This window comes from Streptomyces sp. MK7 (assembly GCF_032658145.1).
Taxonomy (GTDB): Bacteria; Actinomycetota; Actinomycetes; order Streptomycetales; family Streptomycetaceae; genus Streptomyces; species Streptomyces spiralis.
Genome location: NZ_JAVACL010000001.1, coordinates 107,027 through 128,963 on the forward strand (window position 1 = coordinate 107,027; position 21,937 = coordinate 128,963).

The window sequence follows — 21,937 nt, forward strand, 5'->3', positions numbered from 1 at the left end:
GAGGGCGTGCCTCCCACCCCGGACCGCGGCGTGCCGCCGCCTTCGGCCCTCCCTCCGGCGTCCCCATCCCCCGGGCCACGAACTCGCCCTGCCGCTCCCCCGGGCGGCCGACCGCTCTACCTCGGCAAGTGGCTTTCGGCGAAGTCGAGTTCCAGGCGGAGTTGTTTGATGCGTTCGTCCACGACGAGGGAGCCGTGGCCGGCGTCGTAGCGGTAGACCTCGTGGACGGCGCCGCGGGCCTTGAGGCGTTTGACGTAGTTCTCGATCTGGCGGATGGGGCAGCGGGGGTCGTTGACGCCGGCGGAGATGTAGACCGGGGCCTTGACCTGGTCCACGTAGGTGAGCGGGGAGGACGCCTCGAAGCGTTCGGGGACCTCCTCGGGGGTGCCGCCCAGCAGGGTGCGGTCCATGGCCTTCAGGGCTTCCATCTCGTCGTGGTACGCCGTGACGTAGTCCGCGACCGGGACCGCCGCGATGCCCAGCGTCCATGCCTCCGGCTGGGTGCCCAGGCCCAGCAGCGTGAGGTAGCCGCCCCAGGAGCCGCCGGTGAGGATCAGGCGCTCGGGGTCGGCCAGACCCGAGTCGATCGCCCACTGCCGGACCGCCGCGATGTCCTCCAGCTCGATCAGGCCGACCCGGTGCTTCAGGGCGTCCGTCCAGGCGCGGCCGTAGCCCGTGGAGCCGCGGTAGTTGACGCGGACCACCGCGTAGCCGTGGTCCACCCAGGCGGCCGGGCCCGCGGCGAAGGAGTCGCTGTCGTGCCAGGTGGGGCCGCCGTGGATGTCGAAGACCGTGGGCAGGGGGCCCGCCACGCCCGCCGGCCGCTGGACCAGGGCGTGGATGCGGCCGCCGGGGCCGTCCACCCAGACGTCCTCCACCGGGACCGAGCCCGGGGACTTCATGCCGGGAGGATCCAGGACCACCCCGCCGTTCGTGGAACGGACGGCGGACGGCTCGGCCGCCGACGACCACAGGTACTCCACGCTGCCGTCCGGACGGGCCGTCGCCCCCGAGACCGTGCCGGGCAGGGTGGGGATCCGCGTCAGTTCGCGGCCGACCGGGTCGTAGCGGAACAGCTCGCTGCGGGCCTCGAAGCTGTGCGCGACGAGCAGGCCGCTGCCGTCCGGGTACCACTCGGCGCTCACGTCGCCGGGCAGGTCCAGCTCCAGGTCCGTCTCCTCGCCCGTCGCCACGTCCCACACCAGCGGCTCCCAGCAGCCCCGCCGCTGGTGGCCGACGAGCAGCCGGGTGTCGCCGTCGACCGGGGCGAAGCCCAGCACCTCCAGGCCGAGCTCCAGCGTCCCGCCCTTGGTGTCGTCCAGCTCGGCCACCGGCGTGCCGTCCGGGCGCAGCACGCGCAGTGCCGAGTGCATGGCGTCGCCGTGCTCGGTGTGCTCGATCGCGATCAGCGAGCCGTCGTGGGAAAGGTCGCCGACGCCCGCCGACTCCCGGTGCCGGTAGATCTCCACCGGGTCCTCGCCGGAGCCCACGCGCGCGAGGTGGATCGTCGTGCCGTCCTCGTCCGTGGAGCGGCCCACGACCGCCGTACGCCCGTCCCGCCCGAGCGCGAGGCCCGCGGGGTAGGACGCCTCCAGTCCGGGCACGGCTTCCTCGTCGGGGCCGCCGGTGAACGGCTGGCGGCGCCAGACGCCGAACTCGTCGCCGTCCTTGTCGTCGAACCACCAGATCCACTCGCCGTCCGTGGACAGCACGCCCTCCGTCGTGCCGTTCGGCCGGTCCGTCGCCTGGCGCTGCTCGCCGCTCGCCCGGTCCCAGGCGTACAGCTCGTACGTCCCCGTCGCGTTCGACACGAACAGGGAACGGTCGGGTGCGTCCTCCGCCCAGTCGGGCAGCGAGACCCGGGGCGCCCGGAAGCGCTTCTCCCAGTCCGGCATCCGCTCTTGCCGGTCCCGCCCAGCCGTCTGGCCCTGCCCGTCCCGCTGGTCCTGCGCCGCGGACCCGTTGCTCTCAGTCATGGCCCCATAGTGCCTGGCCGCACCGACAACGCGCCGCCCCGCTCCCCAGCCTGTGGACAACCGACCCGTCCGGCCCCCGGCAACCTGTGGAAAACTCCGCCCCACCCCGACCCCGCGACCGGACCGTCCGGCCGGGGGCCGTACCGTTGAGGGCGTGTACCGGTTTCTGCTGACGCCCCGCTGGTGGGGCATCAACGTCTTCGTGCTGCTGGCCATCCCCTTCTGCGTCTTCATGGGGTCCTGGCAGCTGAGCCGGTTCGACGCGCGGGTGCAGGAGCACCGGACCGCGAACACCCAGGCCGCCTCGGACCGCACTCAGACCCCCCGCCCGCTGGCCCGGCTGCTGCCCGTCGACAAGCGGACCTCCGGCATGCGGGCCACCGCGACCGGCCGGTACGGCAAGCAGCTGCTGGTCCCCGGCCGTGAGCTGGACGGCAAGCGCGGCTTCTACGTGCTGACGCTGCTGCGCACCGACTCCGGCAAGGCACTCCCGGTGGTCCGGGGCTGGCTGCCGGGCGACGCGAACGCCGCGAAGGCCCCGGCGCCCCCCGCGGGCGAGGTCACGGTCACCGGTGCGCTCCAGGCGTCCGAGACGCCCGGTGACAACGGGGTCAGCGCACAGGGCGGCCTGCCGGCCGGACAGACCTCGGCGATCAGCGCCGCCTCGCTGGTCAACCTCGTGCCCTACGACCTGTACGACGCGTGGGTGACGCTCGACGAGGCCGACTCCGGGATGAAGCCGGTGCCGGCCAAGGCCCCGGACAACACCGGGCTGGATCTGAAGGCCTTCCAGAACCTCGGCTACACCGGCGAGTGGTTCGTCTTCGCCGGGTTCGTGGTCTTCATGTGGTTCCGGCTGGTACGCCGCGAGGCGGAGGCCGTACGGGACGCGGAGCTGGGACTGGTGCCGCAGGAGCAGAAGGGCGAGCAGGCCGCCGCGGTGTGACCGCTCGCGGCCACGCGCCCCGCGGACTCGCCGCCACGCCCCTACGACACGGCCAGCACCCCGGTGCGGTACACCGTGCCCGCGCACGCGTTCGGCACCGTCGCCGAGACCGCCGGGGAGCCCGCCTCCGGCGTGTGGGAGACCACGACGCTGCCCTCGGCCGTGCCGCCGTCCTCCGTCATCAGCTGCGTCGTGGTGCCGGCGTCGGTGCTCGTGCCCGCGGACGTGCCGCCCGTCGTGCCGGAGTCCTGGCTGGAGGAAGGATCGGGTGAGGGCGCGCCGGTCTCGGTGCCGCCGCTGCCGGTGCCGCCGCTGGTGGTGGGACAGGTCTCGGAGGGCACCCAGGCGAACTTCACCTCGTACGCCGAGCCCGGCGTCAGGACCAGCCCGGAGCCCTCGGTGGTGGGGGCGGGCAGGGCGGTGGCCGGGTCGCCGGCGGTGTGCTGCGTGACGGTGATCTTGCTGGAGTCGGCGGCGCCCTGCGCGAGCGTGGTCACCGTGCCGGGCCCGCCGACGGTGCAGCTTTCCTTGGAGATGTTGGTGACGCGGAACGTGCCGTAGACGGCGCCGGAGGCGTCGGGCGCGCCGGTCGTCGCGGTGGCGGAGCCCAGCTGGGGCGCCGTGCACACAGGGGCGCTGGTGTCGGCGGAGGCCGAGGGTCCGCCCGTGCCGGGGCCGGCGGTTCCGCTGCCGGGGGTGGCGCTCTTGCCGTCTCCCCTGTGGTCGTCCGGCTTTCCGCTGCTGCCCTTGCCGGGCGTCCGGCCGGAGGTGCCGCTCGCGGTGCCCTGCCCGGCGTCCGGGCCCTTGCCCTGGCCGGTGCCGCCCTGGGCCTGCGAGGCCTGGCCGGCGATGGCCGGGTCGACGCCGGAGCCGCCGGCGTCGGAGACGTGCACGAGCGCGGGGATGGCGGTGCCGATGAACAGGGCCGCGGCGGCCATGCCGACGGCGGCCTGCCGCTTGCGGGCGCGCCGCGCCGGAACCGCGCGCCGGAGGTGGTCCAGCGTGCCCTCACGCGGCTCGACCTCCTGGACCGCCTGGTGCAGCATCCTGCGCAGTGCCAGCTCGTCCGGGTCGAGCCCCTCGGGGTTCCTTTCGTCGGGGCTGTGGTTCACGTGTCCGTTCCCAGCGTGCGATTGCGTGTCGTCCTGCTCCGGCCGCGTCGGCTCGCGCCACGCGTACGGCTCGTGGCGCTCATGCGAGTCGCGTCCCTCGGCGTTCTCGCTCATGCCCGCGCCTCCATCGCGACCCTGAGTGCCGCGATGCCGCGTGAGCCGTACGCCTTGACCGATCCGAGCGAGATCCCGAGGGTCTCGGCGACCTGCGCCTCGGTCATGTCCGCGAAGTAGCGCAGCACCAGCACCTCGCGCTGGCGGCGCTGCAGGCCCTTCATCGCCTTGATCAGGGAGTCGCGCTCCAGCTGGTCGTAGGCGCCCTCCTCGGCGCTCGCCATGTCCGGCATCGGCTTGGAGAGCAGCTTCAGGCCGAGGATGCGGCGCCGCAAGGCCGAACGCGAGAGATTGACGACGGTCTGACGCAGGTAGGCGAGCGTCTTCTCGGGGTCACGGACCCGCTTGCGGGCGGAGTGGACGCGGATGAAGGCCTCCTGGACGACGTCCTCGCAGGAGGCGGTGTCGTCGAGGAGGAGCGCGGCCAGGCCCAGCAGCGAGCGGTAGTGGGCGCGGTAGGTCTCGGTGAGATGGTCGACGGTCGTGCCGGCCGCCACGGTCTCCTCGGCGCCGTCACGCTGGTTCGGTATGCGGGCGGGCCGCGCGGCGGGCATGGGGGCGATCACCGGCAGGCCACCGGATGAGCCGGGCAAGCCGGACATTCCAGGCGCGAGCGGTCGAAGCGTCGCACGGCGCGGCCGCAGGCCGCCGCGGGTCGCCGCTTGGAAGTCGAGTACCTCTGCCACGCCAGTTGGACACGCCGCCCCCCTCGGGGGTTGTACGTGCCGAGCGTCACTTTCGCGCCGAGTGTGCCGAGCGACGCGGCCGACAACGTTCTCGCGTCAGGCAGCACCCCGTCCGGTGCCCCACATGCCCTCATGCGTCCCGCTCTTCCCCTATATGTGAAATGACGAGGGCGCCCCACGCCCTCGCGGCGTCCCCACGCCCCCGAAAGGCGACCGCAAAGACGCTCCCCGCCCTGCGCGCGGTTGCGGAGGGCGGGGAGGAGAATCTTCGGACGCCGAGGCAGCACGGTACAAGTGGTACGGACCATTGATCCGACCATGTTTCTTACACAGATCCTACAAAGGAGCAGAGCCATGGCCGGCGCTTTCCCCCCGGTAACAGGCCTCGGTACGGCCCCAGTCGGCCTCGAAGCGGCCTCAACCGGCCTCCGAGCGGCCCTCAGTCCGCCTCGGCCGCCACCAACTCCGCGATCTGCGCCGCGTTGAGCGCGGAACCCTTGCGCAGGTTGTCACCGCAGACGAAGAGCTCCAGCGCCGTCGGATCGTCGAGCGCCCGCCGCACCCGGCCCACCCATGTCGGGTCGGTGCCCACCACGTCGGCGGGCGTGGGGAACTCGCCCGCGGCCGGGTCGTCGCACAGCACCACACCGGGTGCCGTGGCCATGATCTCCCGCGCCTTGCCGACGGTGACCTCGCCCTCGAAACGGGCGTGCACGGTCAGGGAGTGGGTGGTGACCACCGGGACGCGTACGCAGGTCACGGCGACCGGCAGCTGCGGCAGCCCGAGGATCTTGCGGGACTCGTCCCGCACCTTCATCTCCTCCGAAGACCAGCCGTCGTCACACAGCGACCCGGCCCACGGCACCACGTTCAGCGCCACCGGCTCCGGGAAGGGACCGGTGTCGTCGCCCACGGCGCGCCGTACGTCACCGGGACTGGTCCCCAGCTCCGTGCCCGCCACCAGGGACAGCTGGCGGCGCAGCGTCTCCACGCCCGCGTGCCCGGCCCCGCTCACCGCCTGGTACGAGGAGACGACCAGCTCACGCAGGCCGAACTCGGCGTGCAGCGCGCCCAGCGCCACGATCATGGTCAGGGTGGTGCAGTTGGGGCTGGAGACGATCCCGCGCGGGCGTCGCCGCGCCGCGTGCGGATTCACCTCGGGCACGACCAGCGGCACGTCCGGATCCGCGCGGAAGGCCCCGGAGTTGTCCACCACGACCGCGCCCTTGGCGACGGCGACCGGCGCCCACTGGGCGGCGACCTCGTCGGGGACGTCGAACAGGGCGATGTCCACCCCGTCGAAGGCCTCCTCGGCGAGCGCGGCCACCTCGACCTCCTCGCCGCGCACGGCCAGCTTGCGGCCGGCCGAGCGCGGCGAGGCGATCAGGCGGATGTCGCCCCAGATGTCCGCGCGCTGGGACAGGATCCGGAGCAGGACCGTGCCGACGGCTCCGGTCGCTCCCACGACCGCGAGCGTCGGTCGACCGGTCATCGTCGTACGCCTCCGTCACATCCGTACGACGGAACGGCGGCGGAGCGGACGGTCATCGCCCGGTGCCGCCGTAGACGACGGCCTCGTCGCTGTCGGAGTCGAGCCCGAAGGCGGTGTGCACGGCGCGCACGGCCTCCGGCACGTCGTCCTTGCGGGTGACGACCGAGATACGGATCTCGGAGGTCGAGATCAGCTCGATGTTCACGCCCGCGTCGGACAGCGCGGTGAAGAAGTCCGCGGTGACCCCGGGGTTGGTCTTCATACCCGCGCCGACCAGGGAGATCTTGCCGATCTGGTCGTCGTAGCGAAGGGAGTCGAAGCCGATGCCGGCACGGTTCTTCTCCAGCGCGTCGATGGCCTTGCGGCCCTCGGTCTTCGGCAGCGTGAAGGAGATGTCCGTCAGACCGGTGGAGGCGGCGGACACGTTCTGCACGACCATGTCGATGTTGATCTCGGCATCGGCGATCGTACGGAAGATGGAGGCGGCCTCGCCCGGCTTGTCGGGCACGCCGACCACCGTGATCTTGGCCTCGGAGGTGTCGTGCGCGACACCGGAGATGATGGCCTGCTCCACCTTCTTGTCCCCTTGCTCGATCGGCTCGCTGCTGACCCACGTGCCCTGCAATCCGCTGAAGGAGGAGCGGACGTGGATCGGGATGTTGTAGCGCCGGGCGTACTCCACACAGCGGTGGAGCAGCACCTTCGACCCGGACGAGGCCAGCTCCAGCATGTCCTCGAAGGAGATCCAGTCGATCTTCCGGGCCTTCTTCACCACACGCGGGTCGGCCGTGAACACGCCGTCGACGTCGGTGTAGATCTCGCACACCTCGGCGTCGAGGGCGGCGGCCAGCGCGACCGCGGTGGTGTCGGAGCCGCCGCGCCCCAGCGTGGTGATGTCCTTCTTGTCCTGGCTGACGCCCTGGAAACCGGCGACGATGGCGATGTTGCCCTCGTCCAGCGCGGTCCGGATACGGCCCGGCGTGACGTCGATGATCCGGGCTTTGTTGTGGACCGAGTCGGTGATGACACCTGCCTGGCTGCCGGTGAACGACTGGGCCTTGTGACCCAGGTTTTTGATCGCCATCGCCAGCAGGGCCATGGAGATCCGCTCTCCGGCGGTCAGCAGCATGTCGAGCTCGCGCCCGGCAGGCATCGGGGAAACCTGCTCGGCGAGATCGATCAGCTCGTCCGTCGTGTCGCCCATCGCGGAAACGACCACGACAACGTCGTTGCCGTTCTTCTTCGCTTCCACGATTCGCTTGGCGACGCGCTTGATGCCCTCGGCATCGGCTACGGAGGAGCCTCCGTACTTCTGCACGACAAGGCCCACGTGCGCTCCTCGCTCAGTCCGTGTGTATCGCACTTACGCAGATGCAGTGCGGTCGGCTCAGTCTATCGAGCGTCCGAATTTTCCCCCTGCGATACCGCATGGTGAGATCTCCGGCGCCCGCTGTTCAGAACGGCTCATGCCCAGGGGACGGGACGGCACTCGGAACGTGGCCGGGGTCACAGCACGGGGAGAAGCCGCGGAGAGGAACCCACGGAGAGCACGGAGAGCACGGAGAGCACGGAGAGCACGGAGAGCACGGAGCGGAACGCCTTCCGGGTGGGCGGGACGGGTTCGCCCTCCGCCGCCGGCGTCAGGTCACTGCGGCCCGTGCAGGCCCAGCGGGGCCGCGATCTCCTTCGCCATGACCTTGCCCGCCTCGAACTCCAGGGTCTCGTCGCCCATCCCCTGGTCGGTGTCCAGGCCGTCCAGTTCCTCCAGGGGCTGGTTGAGGCGGACGTGGTTGACGATGGACTGCAGGGCGCGCAGCACGGCGGAGGCCGTCGAGCCCCAGTTGGAGAAGTAGGAGAACTGCCACCACCACAGGGCCTCGGTGGTGCGGCCCGCCCGGTAGTGGGCCATGCCGTGGCGCAGGTCGGTGACGACGTCGGCGAGGTCGTCGGAGAGACGGGCCGGGACCGGGGCCCGGCGCGGCTCGTAGGGGTCGAAGACCTCGGAGTAGACGTCGATCGGCTCCAGGAGGCGGGCGAGGTTCTCGCGCAGGATGTCCACGTCCTGCTCCGGGCCGGAGTCCGGCTCGTAGCGCTCGTCGGGGACGAAGTCCTCGTGCGCGCCGAGCCGGCCGCCGGCCAGCAGCAGTTGGGAGACCTCCAGCAGGAGGAACGGCACCGCCGAGTCGGGCTCGTCACCCCTGGCGACCTCGGCGACCGCGACCAGGAAACTCTCGACCTGGTCGGCGATCTGGACCGCGAAGTCGTCCGGATTCTGGCTGGTCGCGTGCAGCGTGGCGTCAGACATCTAGGAGTCGTCTCCCCTCGAAGGCGCGACCGAGGGTCACCTCGTCCGCGTATTCCAGGTCGCCACCCACCGGGAGGCCGCTGGCCAGGCGGGTGACCTTCAGGCCCATGGGCTTGATCATGCGGGCGAGGTACGTCGCCGTCGCCTCGCCTTCCAGATTCGGGTCCGTGGCCAGGATGAGCTCCGTGACCGTGCCGTCCGCGAGACGGGCAAGGAGTTCCCGTATCCGCAGGTCGTCCGGGCCCACGCCCTCGATCGGGCTGATCGCGCCGCCCAGGACGTGGTACCGCCCGCGGAACTCGCGCGTGCGCTCGATGGCGACGACGTCCTTCGGCTCCTCGACCACACAGATGACGGACGGGTCACGGCGGCTGTCGCGGCAGATCGCGCACAGCTCCTCCTGCGCCACGTTGCCGCATGTCGCGCAGAAGCGGACCTTCGCCTTCACCTCCATCAGGGCCTGGGCGAGCCGCCGTACGTCCGTCGGTTCCGCCTGGAGGATGTGGAAGGCGATCCGCTGGGCGCTCTTGGGACCGACGCCGGGCAGCCGCCCCAGCTCGTCGATGAGGTCCTGGACCACGCCTTCGTACACCGGACTGCCGTCCCTTCCCGCGTGTTGCTTCGCTTCGTAACCGTAGTGGCCGGGCGGCCCCTCAGAAAGGCACCCCGGAGGGTCAGAAAGGCAGCCCGGGGATGCCGCTCCCGCCGCCCAGGCCCTGGGCCAACGGGCCGAGCTTCTGCTGCTGGAGCGTCTGGGCGTTCTCATTGGCCGCCTGGACGGCCGCGACGATCAGGTCGGCGAGGGTCTCGGTGTCCTCCGGGTCCACCGCCTTGGGGTCGATCTTCAGCGCGCGCAGCTCGCCGGCGCCGGTTACGGTGGCCCGCACCAGGCCGCCGCCCGCCTGCCCGTCGACCTCGGTCTGCGCCAGTTCCTCCTGGGCCCGCTGCAGATCCTGCTGCATCTTCTGGGCCTGCTGGAGCAGCTGCTGCATGTTGGGCTGGCCACCACCGGGAATCACGATCAGCTCCTGCTTTCGTACGGCATGTCCGGATGTCCGGGCGGAGTATCCCCGCTGGCATGAGCCTACGTGGTCCAGGGAGGTGGCGCCCTGCCACTCTTTCGAGTGAGTCACGGGTGGGCCCTATACCTGATCAAGGCCCCCTTCCGAGCGGAAAAGCGAGGCTTCCCTCCTCTTCGCCACCCATTGGGGGGTAGGAAGGGGGCCGGCGCGTCAGCCAGCGTCACAGACCGTGATCAGTAGGGAGTGCCGGGTGGGTCAGCCGGAGATGCAGCCCGAGGGTTCGCGACAGGACGGGCGCGGCGACGGGGCGGCCAGGCTGCGGCCGGGCGACCTGACCGGGCGGCCGTTCCCGCTCGGCGACTGGGGCGAGCCGGCCGAGCGGCTGGACGAGCTGTACCGGTGGGTGGAGCGGGGTGCGCTCGAGACCGCGTCCTGGTACCTCGCCGAGCGGGTGTGGAAGCGGCGCGGGGCGCGGGTGCTGCGCTGCGGGGCCGCGGTGGGGGCGGTGGCCGGGGCGGCGCTGCCGCTGCTGGACCTGACGCGGGCCGTCGGTGGAGTGGCGCCCTGGGGATATCTGGCACTGCTGCTGTCCGTGGCGTGCGTCGGCATCGACCGGTGCTTCGGGGTGACCTCCGGCTGGATGAGGGACGTGGCGACCGCGCAGGCCGTGCAGCGGCGGTTGCAGGTGCTCCAGTTCGACTGGGCGTCCGAGAACGTACGGGAGGTGCTGGGGCCGGCCGAGGGGACGGCGAGCGAGGCCGCGGAGCGGTGCCTGACGGTCCTGCGGCGGTTCTCGGAGGACGTGACCGAGCTGATGCGGACGGAGACGGCCGACTGGATGGTGGAGTTCCGGATCGGCTCCGCGCCGATGGGCCTCCAGTCGGCGGTGTCCGGCGCCGGCCGGCCGGAGGTGGGGGCCGCCGGAGGCGGGCGCCTTCCGCTGCCGCCGGGGGGCGCGCGGCCCAACATGCCCCGGCAACGCCCCCCGGAGCCGCGCTGACCGCGCCCCGCTGCCGCCTGGGTCACTCCTTGGTGTAGATCAGCTGCACCCCGGTGGTGGTGTTCACACGCCGCAGGCTGCCGTCCGACAGGAGGCTGACCTGCGTGGCCTCGCCAGGAGTGCAGCCCTGGGTGCCCTGGCCGACCGTGAGCGAGGACGGGCCGATCTCCAGCGGACCGCCGTCGACCGGCTTCCTGGTCAGGTCGGCCCGGAACACACAGTGGTAGGTCCCGCCGCCTTTCAGCGGGCCGTCGGCGACGAGCGTGAGGACCGTGTCGCCCACCTCGCCCTGACTGATGGTCAGGCGGCGGGGGTTGGAGCCGTAGACGTTGTCGATGGTCGTCGTCCAGGTGCCGAGATACGCGGCCGGGACGACGCCGTCCGACGGGGAGGGCGAGTCGGGCGGCGACGTCGTGGGCGACGGGGCAGGGTCCGTCGAGTCGGCGGGAGTGGTGGGTGCGGTGACGACCGGGGAAGGGCCGGGACCGCCCTTGTCGTCGTGGTCGCCGCCGCCGCTGCGCATCAGGGCGTACACCGAGCCGCCCGCGACGAGCGCGACGACCAGCGCCATCGCGACCAGTGCGGCGGTGGAGCGGCCGCCCCGGCGCGGTTCGTGCCGCGCGGGCAGCGGGCTCGGTCCGTACGGCGGCGTGGACCCCACCGGCGGCGGCCCGTACGGCGGGGTCGCGCCGAGGCCGCCGTAGGGGTTGGGCGCCCCGGCCGGCGCCCAGCCGCCGGGCTGCTGCGGATAGCCGTAGGGGGCGGGGACGGGCTGCTGCGGGTAGCCGTAGCCCGGATGCGCGGGCGCCGGCCCGGGCGGAGGCGTCCGGCCCGCGACCATGGTGGGCAGGTGATTGACGGGCGGCTGCGCCCCGCCTCCGCCCGGCTGCCCGGGAACGGGCGGGTTGGCTCCGGGGGCGGCGGGGGCGTGCCCACCGGACGGCGGGGGAGCCTCGGCCGGAGGCTGAGCGACGGACGGCTCTGCAGCAGCCGGGCGGACTGCGGCGGGGTCCTGCGGAGTGGGGGCGGCGGCGGGAGTCCCGGCAACGGCACCGGGAGCGGCCGGGGCTCCAGCAGCGGCGGGCGTGGCCGGGGTCCCGGCAGCGGCGGCAGGAGCAGAAGGAGTCCCGGCAACGCCGGGGACGGCCGGGACCCCGGCAACAGCGCCGGGAACAGCTGGAGTGCCACCTGCGGCAGGAGCAGAGGAAGTCCCAGCAACACCGGGAACGGCCGGAGTCCCGGCAGGAGCTGGAGCAGCCGGAGATCCAGGGGCGGCGGCGCCCGGCACAGCGGGCTCCCCGGCAGCGGCGGCGTGCGCCGTCCCTGCGGCTCCGGCACCGGCCCCCGCGCCGGCACTCGGACCGGCTTCAACACCGGCTCCGGCACCGGTCCCGGCCCTCGCCCCGGCACCAGCACCAGCACCAGCACCAGCACCAGCACCAGCGTCGGCCCCGGCAACAGCTCCGGCATCGGCTCCGGCAACAGCTCCGACCCCAGGGCTTCCCGGCGCCCCGGAGCCGGCGGCGGCCCCCGCCGGACCCGCCTGCGCCCCCTTGGTCAGATCGGGCCTCCCGGCCCCCGCGTCGGCCCCGGCAACGGCAGCGACCCCCTCCCCCGCCGCCGGGCCCGCGGAACCCGCCACCGGACCCGCCGCAGCTGCCAGGCCCGCCGAACCCACCGCGCCAACGGGCCCCGCCGAACCCACCGGACCCGCTGCCCCCGGCCCCGCCGGAGTCACCGCATCCGCCGTACCCCCCGTCGCCCCCTGCGGCTCCCGTTCCTCCGGGTTCTCCGCGTCCAGGAGTTGCACCGCGTGGCGGCCGAGCTGGGCCACCAGGGCGCTCGGCAGCCAGGGGTCGCGGAAGCGGCCGTCGGCCAGGGTGTCCTCGGCGCCGGTGCGGTCGAGGATCCAGTCGAGCGTGGGCCGCGCCGCCGGGTCCTTCTTCAGGCAGGCGCGGACGAGGTCGACGATGCCCTCGGGCAGCGCCTCGAGGCCGGGTTCCTGCTCGGCGATGCGGTACATCAGCGCGTGCACCCCGCTGTCGGCGGTGCCGAACGGCAGTGCGCCGGTCGCCGCGTAGGCCAGCACGGAGCCGAGGCAGAAGACGTCCGCCGCGGTCGTGACCCGGTCGCCGCGCACCTGCTCGGGTGCCATGAAGCCGGGCGAACCGACCAGCGCGCCGGTCCGCGTGAGGCCCCCGTCCGTGACGGTCTCCAGGGCCCGCGCGATGCCGAAGTCGATGACGCGCGGGCCGTCGATGGTGACCAGCACGTTGGAGGGCTTGAGGTCGCGGTGGATGAGCCCGGCCGCGTGGATGTCCTTCAGCGCGCCCGCGAGACCGGCCGCGAGGATCCGTACCGAACGCTCGGGCAGCGCGCCGTGGTCGTGGCCGACGACCTGCTGCAGGCTGGGTCCGGCGACATACCCCGTGGCGACCCACGGCACGGTGGCCTCGGTGTCCGCGTCCAGCACGGGTGCCGTCCAGTGGCCGCCGACCCGCCGGGCGGCCCGCACCTCCTGCCGGAAGCGCGCCCGGAACTCCTCCTGCTGCGCCAGTTCCCGCCGGACCAGTTTCACGGCGACCGTCCGCCCCCGGTCCGACCGGGCCAGATACACCTGCCCCATGCCGCCGGCCCCGAGCCGCGCCAGCAACCGGTACGCACCGATCCTCTGCGGATCGCCGGGCCCCAGCTTCTCCATGGCTCAGCGCCTCCCCCCGATGCCCGACCGATGTCCGACATCCCCCGATACACCCCTGCCCAACAGCCCGAGGATAGTGCCGCCACCGGGAGTGACGGAGCGGCCCGGTGTCTACGGTTCCGTAACAGCGGCGTGCCCGTACCGGCACCGCGCCTCACCCGTACCGGCACCGCGCCTCGCCCTTACCCGCACCCCTCTCCCCGACAACCTGTCGCTAAATCCTTCCGAGCGCAGACAGGACGCCCATGCCGGGTCCGCATCCCGGACATCTACGCTCGCGGCCATGACCCCTCAGTCCCCTCAGCCCTCTCAGCCCCCGCTGAGCCCCCAGCCGAACCCCGAGGCCGGTGCCGCCGTGAAGGCCGCCGACCGGGCGCACGTGTTCCACTCCTGGTCCGCGCAGGAGCTCATCGACCCGCTGGCCGTGGCCGGCGCCGAAGGGTCGTACTTCTGGGACTACGACGGCAGGCGCTACCTGGACTTCGCCAGCGGGCTCGTCTACACGAACATCGGCTACCAGCACCCGAAGGTCGTCGCCGCGATCCAGGAGCAGGCCGCGCGGCTGGCCACGTTCGCGCCGGCGTTCGCCCTTCAGGCGCGCTCGGAGGCGGCCCGGCTGATCGCCGAGCGGACCCCGGGCGACCTGGACAGGATCTTCTTCACCAACGGCGGCGCCGACGCCGTCGAGCACGCCGTGCGCATGGCCCGGCTGCACACCGGGCGGCCGAAGGTGCTCTCGGCGTACCGCTCGTACCACGGCGGCACGCAGCAGGCCGTGAACATCACCGGCGACCCGCGCCGCTGGCCCTCCGACAACGGCACGTCGGGGGTCGTGCACTTCTGGGCGCCCTTCCTCTACCGCTCCCGCTTCTACGCCGAGACCGAGGAGCAGGAGTGCGCGCGGGCCCTGGAGCACCTGGAGACGACGATCGCCTTCGAGGGGCCGTCGAGCATCGCCGCGATCATCCTGGAGACGATCCCGGGGACCGCGGGGATCATGGTGCCGCCGCCCGGCTATCTCGCCGGGGTGCGCGAGCTGTGCGACAAGTACGGGATCGTGTTCATCCTGGACGAGGTGATGGCCGGGTTCGGGCGGACCGGTGAGTGGTTCGCGGCGCAGCTCTTCGACGTCGTGCCCGACCTGATGACCTTCGCCAAGGGCGTGAACTCCGGATACGTGCCGCTGGGCGGTGTGGCGATCTCCGGGAAGATCGCCGAGACCTTCGGCAAGCGGGCCTACCCCGGTGGTCTGACGTACTCCGGGCACCCGCTGGCGTGCGCGGCGGCCGTCGCGACGATCAACGTGATGGCCGAGGAGGGCGTCGTGGAGAACGCGCGGCGGCTCGGCGCCGAGGTGGTGGAGCCGGCGCTGCGCGAGCTGGCCGAGCGGCACAGCAGCGTCGGCGACGTGCGCGGTGCCGGCATGTTCTGGGCCCTGGAACTGGTGAAGGACCGCGAGACCCGCGAGCCGCTGGTGCCGTACAACGCGGCCGGGGAGGCGAACGCGCCGATGGCGGCCTTCGCCGCCGCCGCGAAGGCGCACGGCCTGTGGCCCTTCGTCAACATGAACCGCACCCACGTGGTGCCGCCGTGCAACGCGACGGAGGCCGAGCTGAAGGAGGGCCTGGCCGCCCTGGACGCCGCCCTGTCGGTGGCGGACGAGTACACGAAGTAGCCCACCGGATCCGGGACACCTCTGTTCCCGCCTCACTGGGCGGTTGGGGGAACCCGAACGCGTAAGGTGGCGTGCTCGTAGACATGCGTACGTACGCGACCCCCGTGGACGTATGTTCGAGGACGACGAGCACGCCACCGCACGCGTGAGGGAGAGGGCCCGACCATGCCCGGCATCAGCGGCACCCCGGCCGTGACGCGCAGCACCCTGCGGCAGCAGATCGCGGAGGCGCTTCGGGACGAGGTGCTGGCCGGGCGGCTGCAGCCTGGGCAGGAGTTCACGGTGAAGGAGATCGCCGAGCAGTACGGGGTGTCCGCGACCCCGGTGCGTGAGGCGCTCGTCGATCTGTCCGCACAGGGCCTGCTGGAGGCGGACCAGCACCGCGGGTTCCATGTGCACGAGTACTCGCCGGCCGACTTCCGCGAGATGATCGAGGCCCGCAGCCTGGTCACGGACGGCATGTTCCAGGCCATGGCCGACGGGCGGGCAGCCCTGCGCGACCCCCTGGACCCACGGACGGCGGCCACCCTCGCGGGGGTGCGCCGGCGCGGCGAGGAGGCCCAGCGCGCGGCCCGCGCCGGCGACCTGACCGTGCTGATCGGCTACGACCTGCGCTTCTGGCGCGAGCTCGGCCTGCTCTTCGGCAACCCCCATCTCTCCGACTTCCTGCACCGGCTGCGCGTGCAGTCCTGGGTGTGCGCGGTACAGCACCTGCGCCGGCTCGACGATCTGCGCGGGGTGCTGTGGTCCGGCCATACCGAACTCGTCGACGCACTGGTGAAACGTGACGCCCCGGCGGCCCGGGCGATCCTCGCCGCGTACAACGCCCACTCCCTCGCCCTGGCCGACCGGATGGCAAGAGCATGAGCAGATCCACCCCCGGGGCCGAGGAGCCGTACGCCACCGACGCGTCCGCCGCCGAGCCGCCCGCCGCCGACCCGTGCGCCGCCGAGGAGCGGTCCGCCGACGCGCCGCCGGTGGAGTTGTCGGTCGTCATCCCCGCCTACAACGAGCACGAGCGCCTCGGCCCCACCCTGGACGCCGTCACCACGTATCTCGATGACAACGAGAACCGCTTCGGCACCTGGGAGGTCGTCGTCGCCGACGACGGCTCCACCGACGGCACCGGCGACCTCGTCACCGTCCGCCGGGACCCGCGGGTCCGGCTCGTCGGCGGCGGGCGCAACCGCGGCAAGGGCCACGCCCTGCGCCTGGGCGTCGCCGCCACCCGCGGCCGGCGGGTGCTGGTCACCGACGCCGACCTCGCCGCCCCCATCGAGGAGCTGGAACGGCTGGACAAGGCGATGGGCGAGGGCGGCGCCGCCGCGATCGGGTCCCGCTCGGTGCCCGGCGCGACGATAGGCAGCCGCCAGCACCGGGTGCGCGAGCTGATGGGCCGCGCCGGGAACGTCCTCATACGCCGGGTCGCGGTGCCCGGCATACGCGACACCCAGTGCGGCTTCAAACTCTTCGACGGCGAGCGGGCCCGCACGGCCTTCGCCGCGTCCCGGCTCAACGGCTGGGGCATCGACGTGGAGGTGCTCCAGCACTTCCGGCGCGCCGACTGGCCCGTCACCGAGGTCCCGGTCCGCTGGTCCCACCAGTCCGGCTCCAAGGTCGGCCCGCTCGACTACGGCCGCGTCCTCGCCGAACTCGCCCGCCTCAAGGCGCGCACCGCCCGGCCCGCCGACGTCCTCGCGGTCCTCGCCTTCCTGGTGATGGCGGTGGTGCTGTACTCCGGCCGGCTGACCGACCCCGGCCACCGCTACCTCCCCGACTCGCTCCAGGACCAGAACCAGTGGGAGTGGTTCTTCGCGGTCACCGCCGACAGCGTGGCCCACTTGCGCAACCCGCTCTTCACCGATCTCCAGGGCTTTCCCGACGGCGTGAACCTCATGGCCAACACGGTCATGCTGGGCCTGTCCGTCCCCTTCGCCCCGATCACGCTCGCCTTCGGCCCCGCGGTCTCGCTCAGCGTCTGCATGGCCCTGGGCCTGGCCGCGACCGCCGCCGCCTGGTACTGGCTGATCGTCAAACGGGTCGTACGGCACCGCGGAGCGGCCTTCACCGGCGCCTCGCTGGCCGCGTTCGCCCCGCCGATGGTCAGCCACGCCAACGCGCACCCGAACTTCGTGATCCTGTTCATGATCCCGCTGATCGTCGACCGCGCGCTGCGGCTGTGCGAAGGCACCCGGGTCCGCCGGGACGGCATCGTGCTGGGGCTGCTCACGGCGTACCAGATCTTCCTGGGCGAGGAGCCGCTGCTGCTCGCGGCGATCGGCATGACGCTGTTCGCCGCCGCCTACGCGGTGGCGAACAGGGAGGCGGCGAAGGCGGCCTGGCGGCCACTGCTGAAGGGCCTGCTGATCGCCGGCGCGGTCTGTCTGCCGATCGTCGCCTTCCCGCTGTACTGGCAGTTCGCGGGTCCGCAGAGCTACAAGAGCGTGCTCCACGGCGACAACGCGGGCAACAGCCCCCTGGCCCTGCTCTCCTTCGCCGAACGCTCCCTGTTCGCGGGCGACGCGGCACGGGCGAACGCCCTGTCCCTCAACACCACCGAGCAGAACGCCTTCTACGGCTGGCCACTGGTCCTGCTCGCCTTCGGGATCGTCGTGCGGCTGTGGGAGCAGGCCCTGGTGAAGGCGCTGGCGGTTACGGCGGTCGGTGCTGCGTTCCTCTCCCTGGGCCCGAAGTTCCGCCTGCCGATGACCGACACGGTCTACCCCGGCCCGTGGGCCCTGCTCGCCCACAAGCCGCTCTTCGAGTCGGTCATCGAGGGCCGGGTCGCGATGATCTGCGCCCCCGCGCTCGGCATGCTGCTCGCGCTCGCCCTGGCCCGGCTGTCGGCGGCCCGCAAGGTCGGCACGCTCTACGCCGGCCTGCTGGCCGCCGCCCTCGCGCTGCTGCCTCTGGTGCCCGCCCCGCTGAAGGCGGTGGACCGCGAGCCGGTGCCGGCGTTCATCGCGGACGGCATGTGGAAGCCGTACGTCCGCGACGGCGAGTCACTCGTCCCGGTGCCGCTGCCCGACCCTGGCGCGGCCGAGGCCCTGCACTGGCAGACCGCGGCCCACCTGGGCTTCAAGCTCCCCGGCGGCTACTTCAACGGCCCCTGGGGCCCCGACCACGTCGGCATCTACGGCGCCTCCCCGCGCTACACCTCCAACATGCTGCGGGACGTGCGCTACACCGGCGTGGTGCCCACCATCGGCGACAACTGGCGGGCCCAGGCCCGGCAGGACTTCGCCTACTGGCACGCGGGCGCCCTGGTCCTCGCCCCGCAGCCCAACGACGGCCCGCTGCGCAAAGCGGTCACCGCGCTGGTGGGCCGCCCGGGGAAGTGGACGGGCGGGGTGTGGGTATGGGATCTGCACGAGGGGAGCTGACGGGACCCCGCACCGACTACCCTTCCCTGACCGTGTTTTCCCGACCGTGTCGTGTGCTTCGCACTGGATGAGGAGCCCTCTTTGGCCTGTGACCTGTGGCTGGTACCGCTCGTCGACGTGTTGTGCCACACCCCCGACAACCCGTTCGCCGAGGAACTCGCGCAGTACAACAAGGTGCTGGCCGAGAACGGGCTCCCGCCGGTGCCGGTGTACCAGTACATGCCGGGCCTGTCCGGGGAGGTCGCGCCGGTGGCCGGCTTCGACTACGACGCACTGCACTTCCTGCGCCGCTCCTACCTCCTCCAGGTCTGCGGCCTGCCGTTGACCCCGGTCGACGAACTGGGCGGCGACTACGAGCAGCTGCTGGAGATGTTCGAGTCCACGGCCCAGCAGTCCCACCTGGTCTGGCACTACGACCACGCGGGCGCGTACGTCCCCCTGGACTTCCCCCAGCCGCTGTCCAACGACGAACTCCTGGCGAGCGGCGGCCCACTGGGCTCCTCCCAGGCCCTGCTGCGCGAACTGGAACACGTCGCCCCGGCCATCGGCATCGACCCGGCCAACCCCCCGGCCGCCCCGGCACCCCCGCCCGCCCCCACCGAACTGGAGCAGCCGGCCGCCCCCGCCCCCTACGACCCCAGCCCCTTCGCCCGCGAACGCCACGTCTGGCTGGGCCTCCACGCGGCCGCGACCCGAAGCCTGGCCCAGGGGTCGATGATCGTCTTCAGCTGAGAGCGGCGCCGCTGGACCCGGCGGTCAGCTGGACTCCGCGGTGGCGGGGGGCGAGGAGACGACGGCATAGGCGGTTTCGGCGCGGCGCGCCTCGGGGGTGTCGCCGGGGGCGTGGGCGAGGAAGTCCCGGGTGGGTCCGGTGAAGGCGATCCGCCCGTGCCGCAGGACGGTGACCTGGTCGGCCTCCTCCGCGAGGTCGGCGACATCATGAGTGGACATCAGGACGCGCACCTCGGCCGTGGCCAGGCCGAGGATCAGGTCACGGAACACCCGCCGTTGGGTGGGGTCCATGCCGGCCGTCGGCTCGTCGAGGAGCAGCACGCCGGCTCCGTGGACGAGGGCCGAGGCGACACCGACACGGCGCAACTGCCCGCCGGAGAGCTGCCGGGTCTTCGCGTCGGCCCGGTCGGCCATGTCGACCCGGCCGAGGGCGGTGAGCGCGGCGTCCCAGGCATCGGACTGGTTCATGCCCTTCAGCCAGCCGGTGTAGGCGACCTGTTCACGGGCGGTCAGCCCGGTCATGGCGGTGACGGTCTGCGGCATCCACGCGACCTGCCGGAGGTAGGCGTGGTCGCGGGAGGACACGGATCCCATGCGGACGCTGCCGGTGCGGGGCCGGTGCAGGCCGCAGGCGAGTTTCAGCAGGGTGGACTTCCCGGTGCCGTTGGGACCGAGCAGGACGGTGAACCCGTCGGGAATGGTGTAGGTGAGATCGTTCAGGACGGGCGGCTTGCTGCGGCCGTAGCCGAAGGTGCAGTGTTCCAGGCGGATCGAGGCGGGCATCAGGGGCCTTTCAACGGGTGGTGAAATGGGCGCCCAGACCGGCGGCGAAGACGGCGAGGCTGAAGGCGAGGGTGGGCATGACGTGCGCCGGGTGGAGGGTCACCGCCCAGATCCACGGCTGCTGGAAGCTGCGGTGTCCGACGAACATCACGACGAACACCCAGGCCGCGGGGACGACGGTGGCGGCCTGCTCGTGAATCCTGCGGGCGATGAGCATGAGGCCGGTGAGGAAGAGCAGGTTGCGGCCCGCCATCGTGGCCTCCTCGGCGTCGGCGAGCACGCCGACGGCAACACTGGCCACGGCGCCCGCCGCGACGACTGCCGTGACCAGAGCCGCGTCGAGGAGGCGCATGTCGCGGCGGGCGGTCGCCTCGATCTCCGGGAGCCGTTGGGTGAGGCTGTAGCCGAGCGCGGAGGTGATGAGCAGGGGGGCGAGCTGCATCAGGAACACCCGGTTGCCGCTGACGGCGACCAGACTGGGCAGCTCGGCGTACTGGTTGTGCCCGCTGACCGCGACGACGGCGAACACGGCGAGCGCCGGAAGGATCACCGTGGTCGTGCGACGTGCCTTGATCCACAAGGTCATCGGCCGGTCTCCTGGGCGAGGCGGCACGCCTTGACCTGCTCACCGTGGAACCAGTCGGCCTGCTTGTCCTTGGGCAGACGGTCTGCGCTGTCGGTGAGCTGCTCCACCTTGGCCAGCACCTGGCCGGGGTTCTGGAAGGCGCTGTACTCGGACCGGCGCCAGGCCAGGTAAGGCTCCTCGGCGCCGGCGATCCTGGCGGCCCAGAGCATCGCGGCGTCGTGGTCGACGATCCAGTCGGCCGAGTGCGGTGTGTCGAACCGGCTGGAAAAGCGGCAGGGGAAGGTGACGGACATCAGCAGTGTGCTGTAACGGACGTACGCCATGCCAGGTCCGTTCCGTCCAGTCTGCTTCGAGAGGGGCAGCCGCCATGAGCCGGTGGTGGAGGGCTTGGCGCGGCGGCCGTCCAGGATGCTGTCGGTGACCGTGCCGGGCACGGTGACGCCGACCCCGGCGTCCTGGAGGCGGTGCAGGGTCCGGGTGATCTCGCTTCGCGCCTGGGGAAGCTGCCCGACGGCGCCGCCTGACACCGCCATGCACACCCGCGGGGCGGTGCCGGTGCAGCGGGCCTCGGCGTGGCCGGCGCTGACCGGTCCGTATCCGTAGCCCCAGCCGCGGGCCGTGTACGCACATCCGGCCATGACCACCACCGCCATGACGACTGCGGACAGGCGGATGGCGCGACGGGCCCTGTGCCCGGCGGGGATCCACCACACGGCGATCGCCACGGCGGCAGCGGCACCGAACAGGAACGGGACGAGGAGCGTGACCGGACGGTAGTACTCGCCGAAGTCCGGGGTGGTGTCCAGGTCACCGGAGACGTGCCGCAGCCACACGGGCTCCATCCGGGACGTCTGGGTGATCAGGTAGTACACGACGACCATGGACAGGGGCGCGGAGATCAGACGGGGTGTGAGATGCCCCAGGGCACATCCGATCACCGCCCACACGACCACGAGCCCCATCCCGAGGAGGAGCGGGGCCACGGCCTGGGGCGTGGGAGCGAGCCGGGTCTCGACCAGCCGCATCACCACCGGCAGCACGAGCATCGTCCACCCCGCCGCGACCACCGGGGCCAGGACGTGCGCGGCGACGCGGAACCGCGATCGGCCAGGAGCCAGGCCCCACACGGCGTCCCGCTTGAGACGCCCGCCTTCCCAGACGGCGAGCCCGCAGGTGATGGCGTAGGCGAAGACGTAGAAGTAGAACAGGGACCGCGCGACCTGCTCCGGGGCCCACAGGGGTCCTGCGATGACCTCTTGGTAGGAGTCCTCGAAGTGCAGGGCGTAGAAATAGTAGAAGGCGATGAGACCCAGCCAGACGGGCGCGGTCCACACGGCAGGGCTGGTACGCAGTCGGGTACGGAGGTTCACGAGTCTTCGGGACCAGTCTGTACGTGGGGGCGGGGAAAACGCGGGGGAAGGCAA

18 protein-coding genes are annotated in these 21,937 nt (G+C 72.5%); 6 read left to right on the top strand and 12 right to left on the bottom strand.

The genetic code is table 11. From position 1 onward, the window contains the following. Positions 1–116 precede the first annotated feature (116 nt). Positions 117–1,976 (bottom strand): prolyl oligopeptidase family serine peptidase, encoded by a 1,860-nt coding sequence (locus R2S09_RS00455; RefSeq protein ID WP_316739114.1) that lies wholly within the window; start codon positions 1,974–1,976, stop codon positions 117–119. 154 nt (positions 1,977–2,130) lie between these two features. Between R2S09_RS00455 and R2S09_RS00460 the strand changes: the two genes are divergently transcribed. Then, the gene (locus R2S09_RS00460; protein ID WP_316739116.1) at positions 2,131–2,922 is read left to right on the top strand and encodes an SURF1 family protein; all 792 of its coding nucleotides are present in this window, start codon (positions 2,131–2,133) and stop codon (positions 2,920–2,922) included. Between the two features lie 41 nt (positions 2,923–2,963). Here the strand turns inward: R2S09_RS00460 and R2S09_RS00465 are convergent, their stop codons facing one another. The 7 genes from R2S09_RS00465 to R2S09_RS00495 all read right to left on the bottom strand — a co-directional run bounded on the left by R2S09_RS00465 (position 2,964) and on the right by R2S09_RS00495 (position 9,650). Continuing rightward, positions 2,964–4,148, bottom strand: a complete 1,185-nt coding sequence (locus tag R2S09_RS00465) for a hypothetical protein (protein ID WP_306188744.1) — start codon at positions 4,146–4,148, stop codon at positions 2,964–2,966. Further along, complete coding sequence (locus R2S09_RS00470; RefSeq protein WP_372337711.1) at positions 4,145–4,834, bottom strand: SigE family RNA polymerase sigma factor; 690 nt, start codon at positions 4,832–4,834, stop codon at positions 4,145–4,147. The genes R2S09_RS00465 and R2S09_RS00470 overlap by 4 nt, the downstream gene beginning before the upstream one ends. 439 nt (positions 4,835–5,273) lie before the next feature. Next, positions 5,274–6,326: an aspartate-semialdehyde dehydrogenase gene (locus tag R2S09_RS00475; protein ID WP_316739119.1), complete on the bottom strand. Its 1,053-nt coding sequence runs from the start codon at positions 6,324–6,326 to the stop codon at positions 5,274–5,276. Positions 6,327–6,378: 52 nt separating this feature from the next. Continuing rightward, positions 6,379–7,656: an aspartate kinase gene (locus R2S09_RS00480; RefSeq protein WP_030180206.1), complete on the bottom strand. Its 1,278-nt coding sequence runs from the start codon at positions 7,654–7,656 to the stop codon at positions 6,379–6,381. A gap of 315 nt (positions 7,657–7,971) precedes the next feature. Then, entirely contained in the window at positions 7,972–8,631 is a 660-nt protein-coding gene (locus R2S09_RS00485) for a DUF5063 domain-containing protein (RefSeq protein WP_306188749.1), read from the bottom strand. Continuing rightward, entirely contained in the window at positions 8,624–9,223 is a 600-nt protein-coding gene (gene recR, locus R2S09_RS00490; RefSeq protein WP_306188751.1) for a recombination mediator RecR, read from the bottom strand. Before recR ends, R2S09_RS00485 begins: the two co-directional genes overlap by 8 nt. An 82-nt stretch (positions 9,224–9,305) precedes the next feature. Beyond that, a complete protein-coding gene (locus tag R2S09_RS00495) occupies positions 9,306–9,650 on the bottom strand; it encodes a YbaB/EbfC family nucleoid-associated protein (protein ID WP_037869563.1) in 345 nt (114 codons plus the stop codon). 253 nt (positions 9,651–9,903) lie between these two features. On the opposite strand from R2S09_RS00495, the gene R2S09_RS00500 reads away from it, so the two are divergent. Then, a complete protein-coding gene (locus R2S09_RS00500; protein ID WP_306188756.1) occupies positions 9,904–10,653 on the top strand; it encodes an SLATT domain-containing protein in 750 nt (249 codons plus the stop codon). A 22-nt stretch (positions 10,654–10,675) separates the two neighbouring features. Here the strand turns inward: R2S09_RS00500 and R2S09_RS00505 are convergent, their stop codons facing one another. After that, entirely contained in the window at positions 10,676–13,354 is a 2,679-nt protein-coding gene (locus tag R2S09_RS00505) for a serine/threonine-protein kinase (RefSeq protein WP_316739126.1), read from the bottom strand. Positions 13,355–13,673: 319 nt separating this feature from the next. Between R2S09_RS00505 and R2S09_RS00510 the strand changes: the two genes are divergently transcribed. The 4 genes from R2S09_RS00510 to R2S09_RS00525 all read left to right on the top strand — a co-directional run bounded on the left by R2S09_RS00510 (position 13,674) and on the right by R2S09_RS00525 (position 19,144). Next, positions 13,674–15,029, top strand: coding sequence for an aspartate aminotransferase family protein (locus R2S09_RS00510; RefSeq protein WP_306188854.1), 1,356 nt, complete (start codon positions 13,674–13,676; stop codon positions 15,027–15,029). 165 nt (positions 15,030–15,194) lie between these two features. After that, positions 15,195–15,896 (top strand): GntR family transcriptional regulator, encoded by a 702-nt coding sequence (locus tag R2S09_RS00515; protein ID WP_306188759.1) that lies wholly within the window; start codon positions 15,195–15,197, stop codon positions 15,894–15,896. After that, positions 15,893–18,412, top strand: coding sequence for a glycosyltransferase family 2 protein (locus R2S09_RS00520; protein WP_316739128.1), 2,520 nt, complete (start codon positions 15,893–15,895; stop codon positions 18,410–18,412). The genes R2S09_RS00515 and R2S09_RS00520 overlap by 4 nt, the downstream gene beginning before the upstream one ends. 81 nt (positions 18,413–18,493) lie before the next feature. Then, the gene (locus R2S09_RS00525; RefSeq protein WP_189898287.1) at positions 18,494–19,144 is read left to right on the top strand and encodes a hypothetical protein; all 651 of its coding nucleotides are present in this window, start codon (positions 18,494–18,496) and stop codon (positions 19,142–19,144) included. 24 nt (positions 19,145–19,168) lie between these two features. On the opposite strand, the gene R2S09_RS00530 is transcribed toward R2S09_RS00525, so the two are convergent. Genes R2S09_RS00530 through R2S09_RS00540 form a run of 3 tightly spaced genes read right to left on the bottom strand, consistent with a single transcriptional unit; the run spans position 19,169 to position 21,847 of the window. After that, the gene (locus tag R2S09_RS00530; RefSeq protein ID WP_306188764.1) at positions 19,169–19,927 is read right to left on the bottom strand and encodes an ABC transporter ATP-binding protein; all 759 of its coding nucleotides are present in this window, start codon (positions 19,925–19,927) and stop codon (positions 19,169–19,171) included. 10 nt (positions 19,928–19,937) lie between these two features. Beyond that, on the bottom strand, positions 19,938–20,513 hold the full coding sequence (locus R2S09_RS00535; RefSeq protein WP_316739132.1) for a hypothetical protein: 576 nt from the start codon (positions 20,511–20,513) through the stop codon (positions 19,938–19,940). Further along, positions 20,510–21,847 carry a hypothetical protein gene (locus tag R2S09_RS00540; protein WP_306188768.1) on the bottom strand — a complete coding sequence of 446 codons (1,338 nt, stop codon included), beginning with the start codon at positions 21,845–21,847 and terminating at the stop codon, positions 20,510–20,512. Before R2S09_RS00540 ends, R2S09_RS00535 begins: the two co-directional genes overlap by 4 nt. Positions 21,848–21,937: the final 90 nt, after the last annotated feature.

What these genes read in the sequence shown, in the direction of transcription:
- R2S09_RS00455 (WP_316739114.1), bottom strand. Translation starts at nt 1,976, where the DNA reads ATGACTGAGAGCAACGGGTCCGCGGCGCAGGACCAGCGGGACGGGCAG.
- R2S09_RS00465 (WP_306188744.1), bottom strand. Translation starts at nt 4,148, where the DNA reads ATGAGCGAGAACGCCGAGGGACGCGACTCGCATGAGCGCCACGAGCCG.
- R2S09_RS00475 (WP_316739119.1), bottom strand. Translation starts at nt 6,326, where the DNA reads ATGACCGGTCGACCGACGCTCGCGGTCGTGGGAGCGACCGGAGCCGTC.
- R2S09_RS00485 (WP_306188749.1), bottom strand. Translation starts at nt 8,631, where the DNA reads ATGTCTGACGCCACGCTGCACGCGACCAGCCAGAATCCGGACGACTTC.
- R2S09_RS00505 (WP_316739126.1), bottom strand. Translation starts at nt 13,354, where the DNA reads ATGGAGAAGCTGGGGCCCGGCGATCCGCAGAGGATCGGTGCGTACCGG.
- R2S09_RS00515 (WP_306188759.1), top strand. Translation starts at nt 15,195, where the DNA reads ATGCCCGGCATCAGCGGCACCCCGGCCGTGACGCGCAGCACCCTGCGG.
- R2S09_RS00520 (WP_316739128.1), top strand. Translation starts at nt 15,893, where the DNA reads ATGAGCAGATCCACCCCCGGGGCCGAGGAGCCGTACGCCACCGACGCG.
- R2S09_RS00530 (WP_306188764.1), bottom strand. Translation starts at nt 19,927, where the DNA reads ATGCCCGCCTCGATCCGCCTGGAACACTGCACCTTCGGCTACGGCCGC.
- R2S09_RS00535 (WP_316739132.1), bottom strand. Translation starts at nt 20,513, where the DNA reads ATGACCTTGTGGATCAAGGCACGTCGCACGACCACGGTGATCCTTCCG.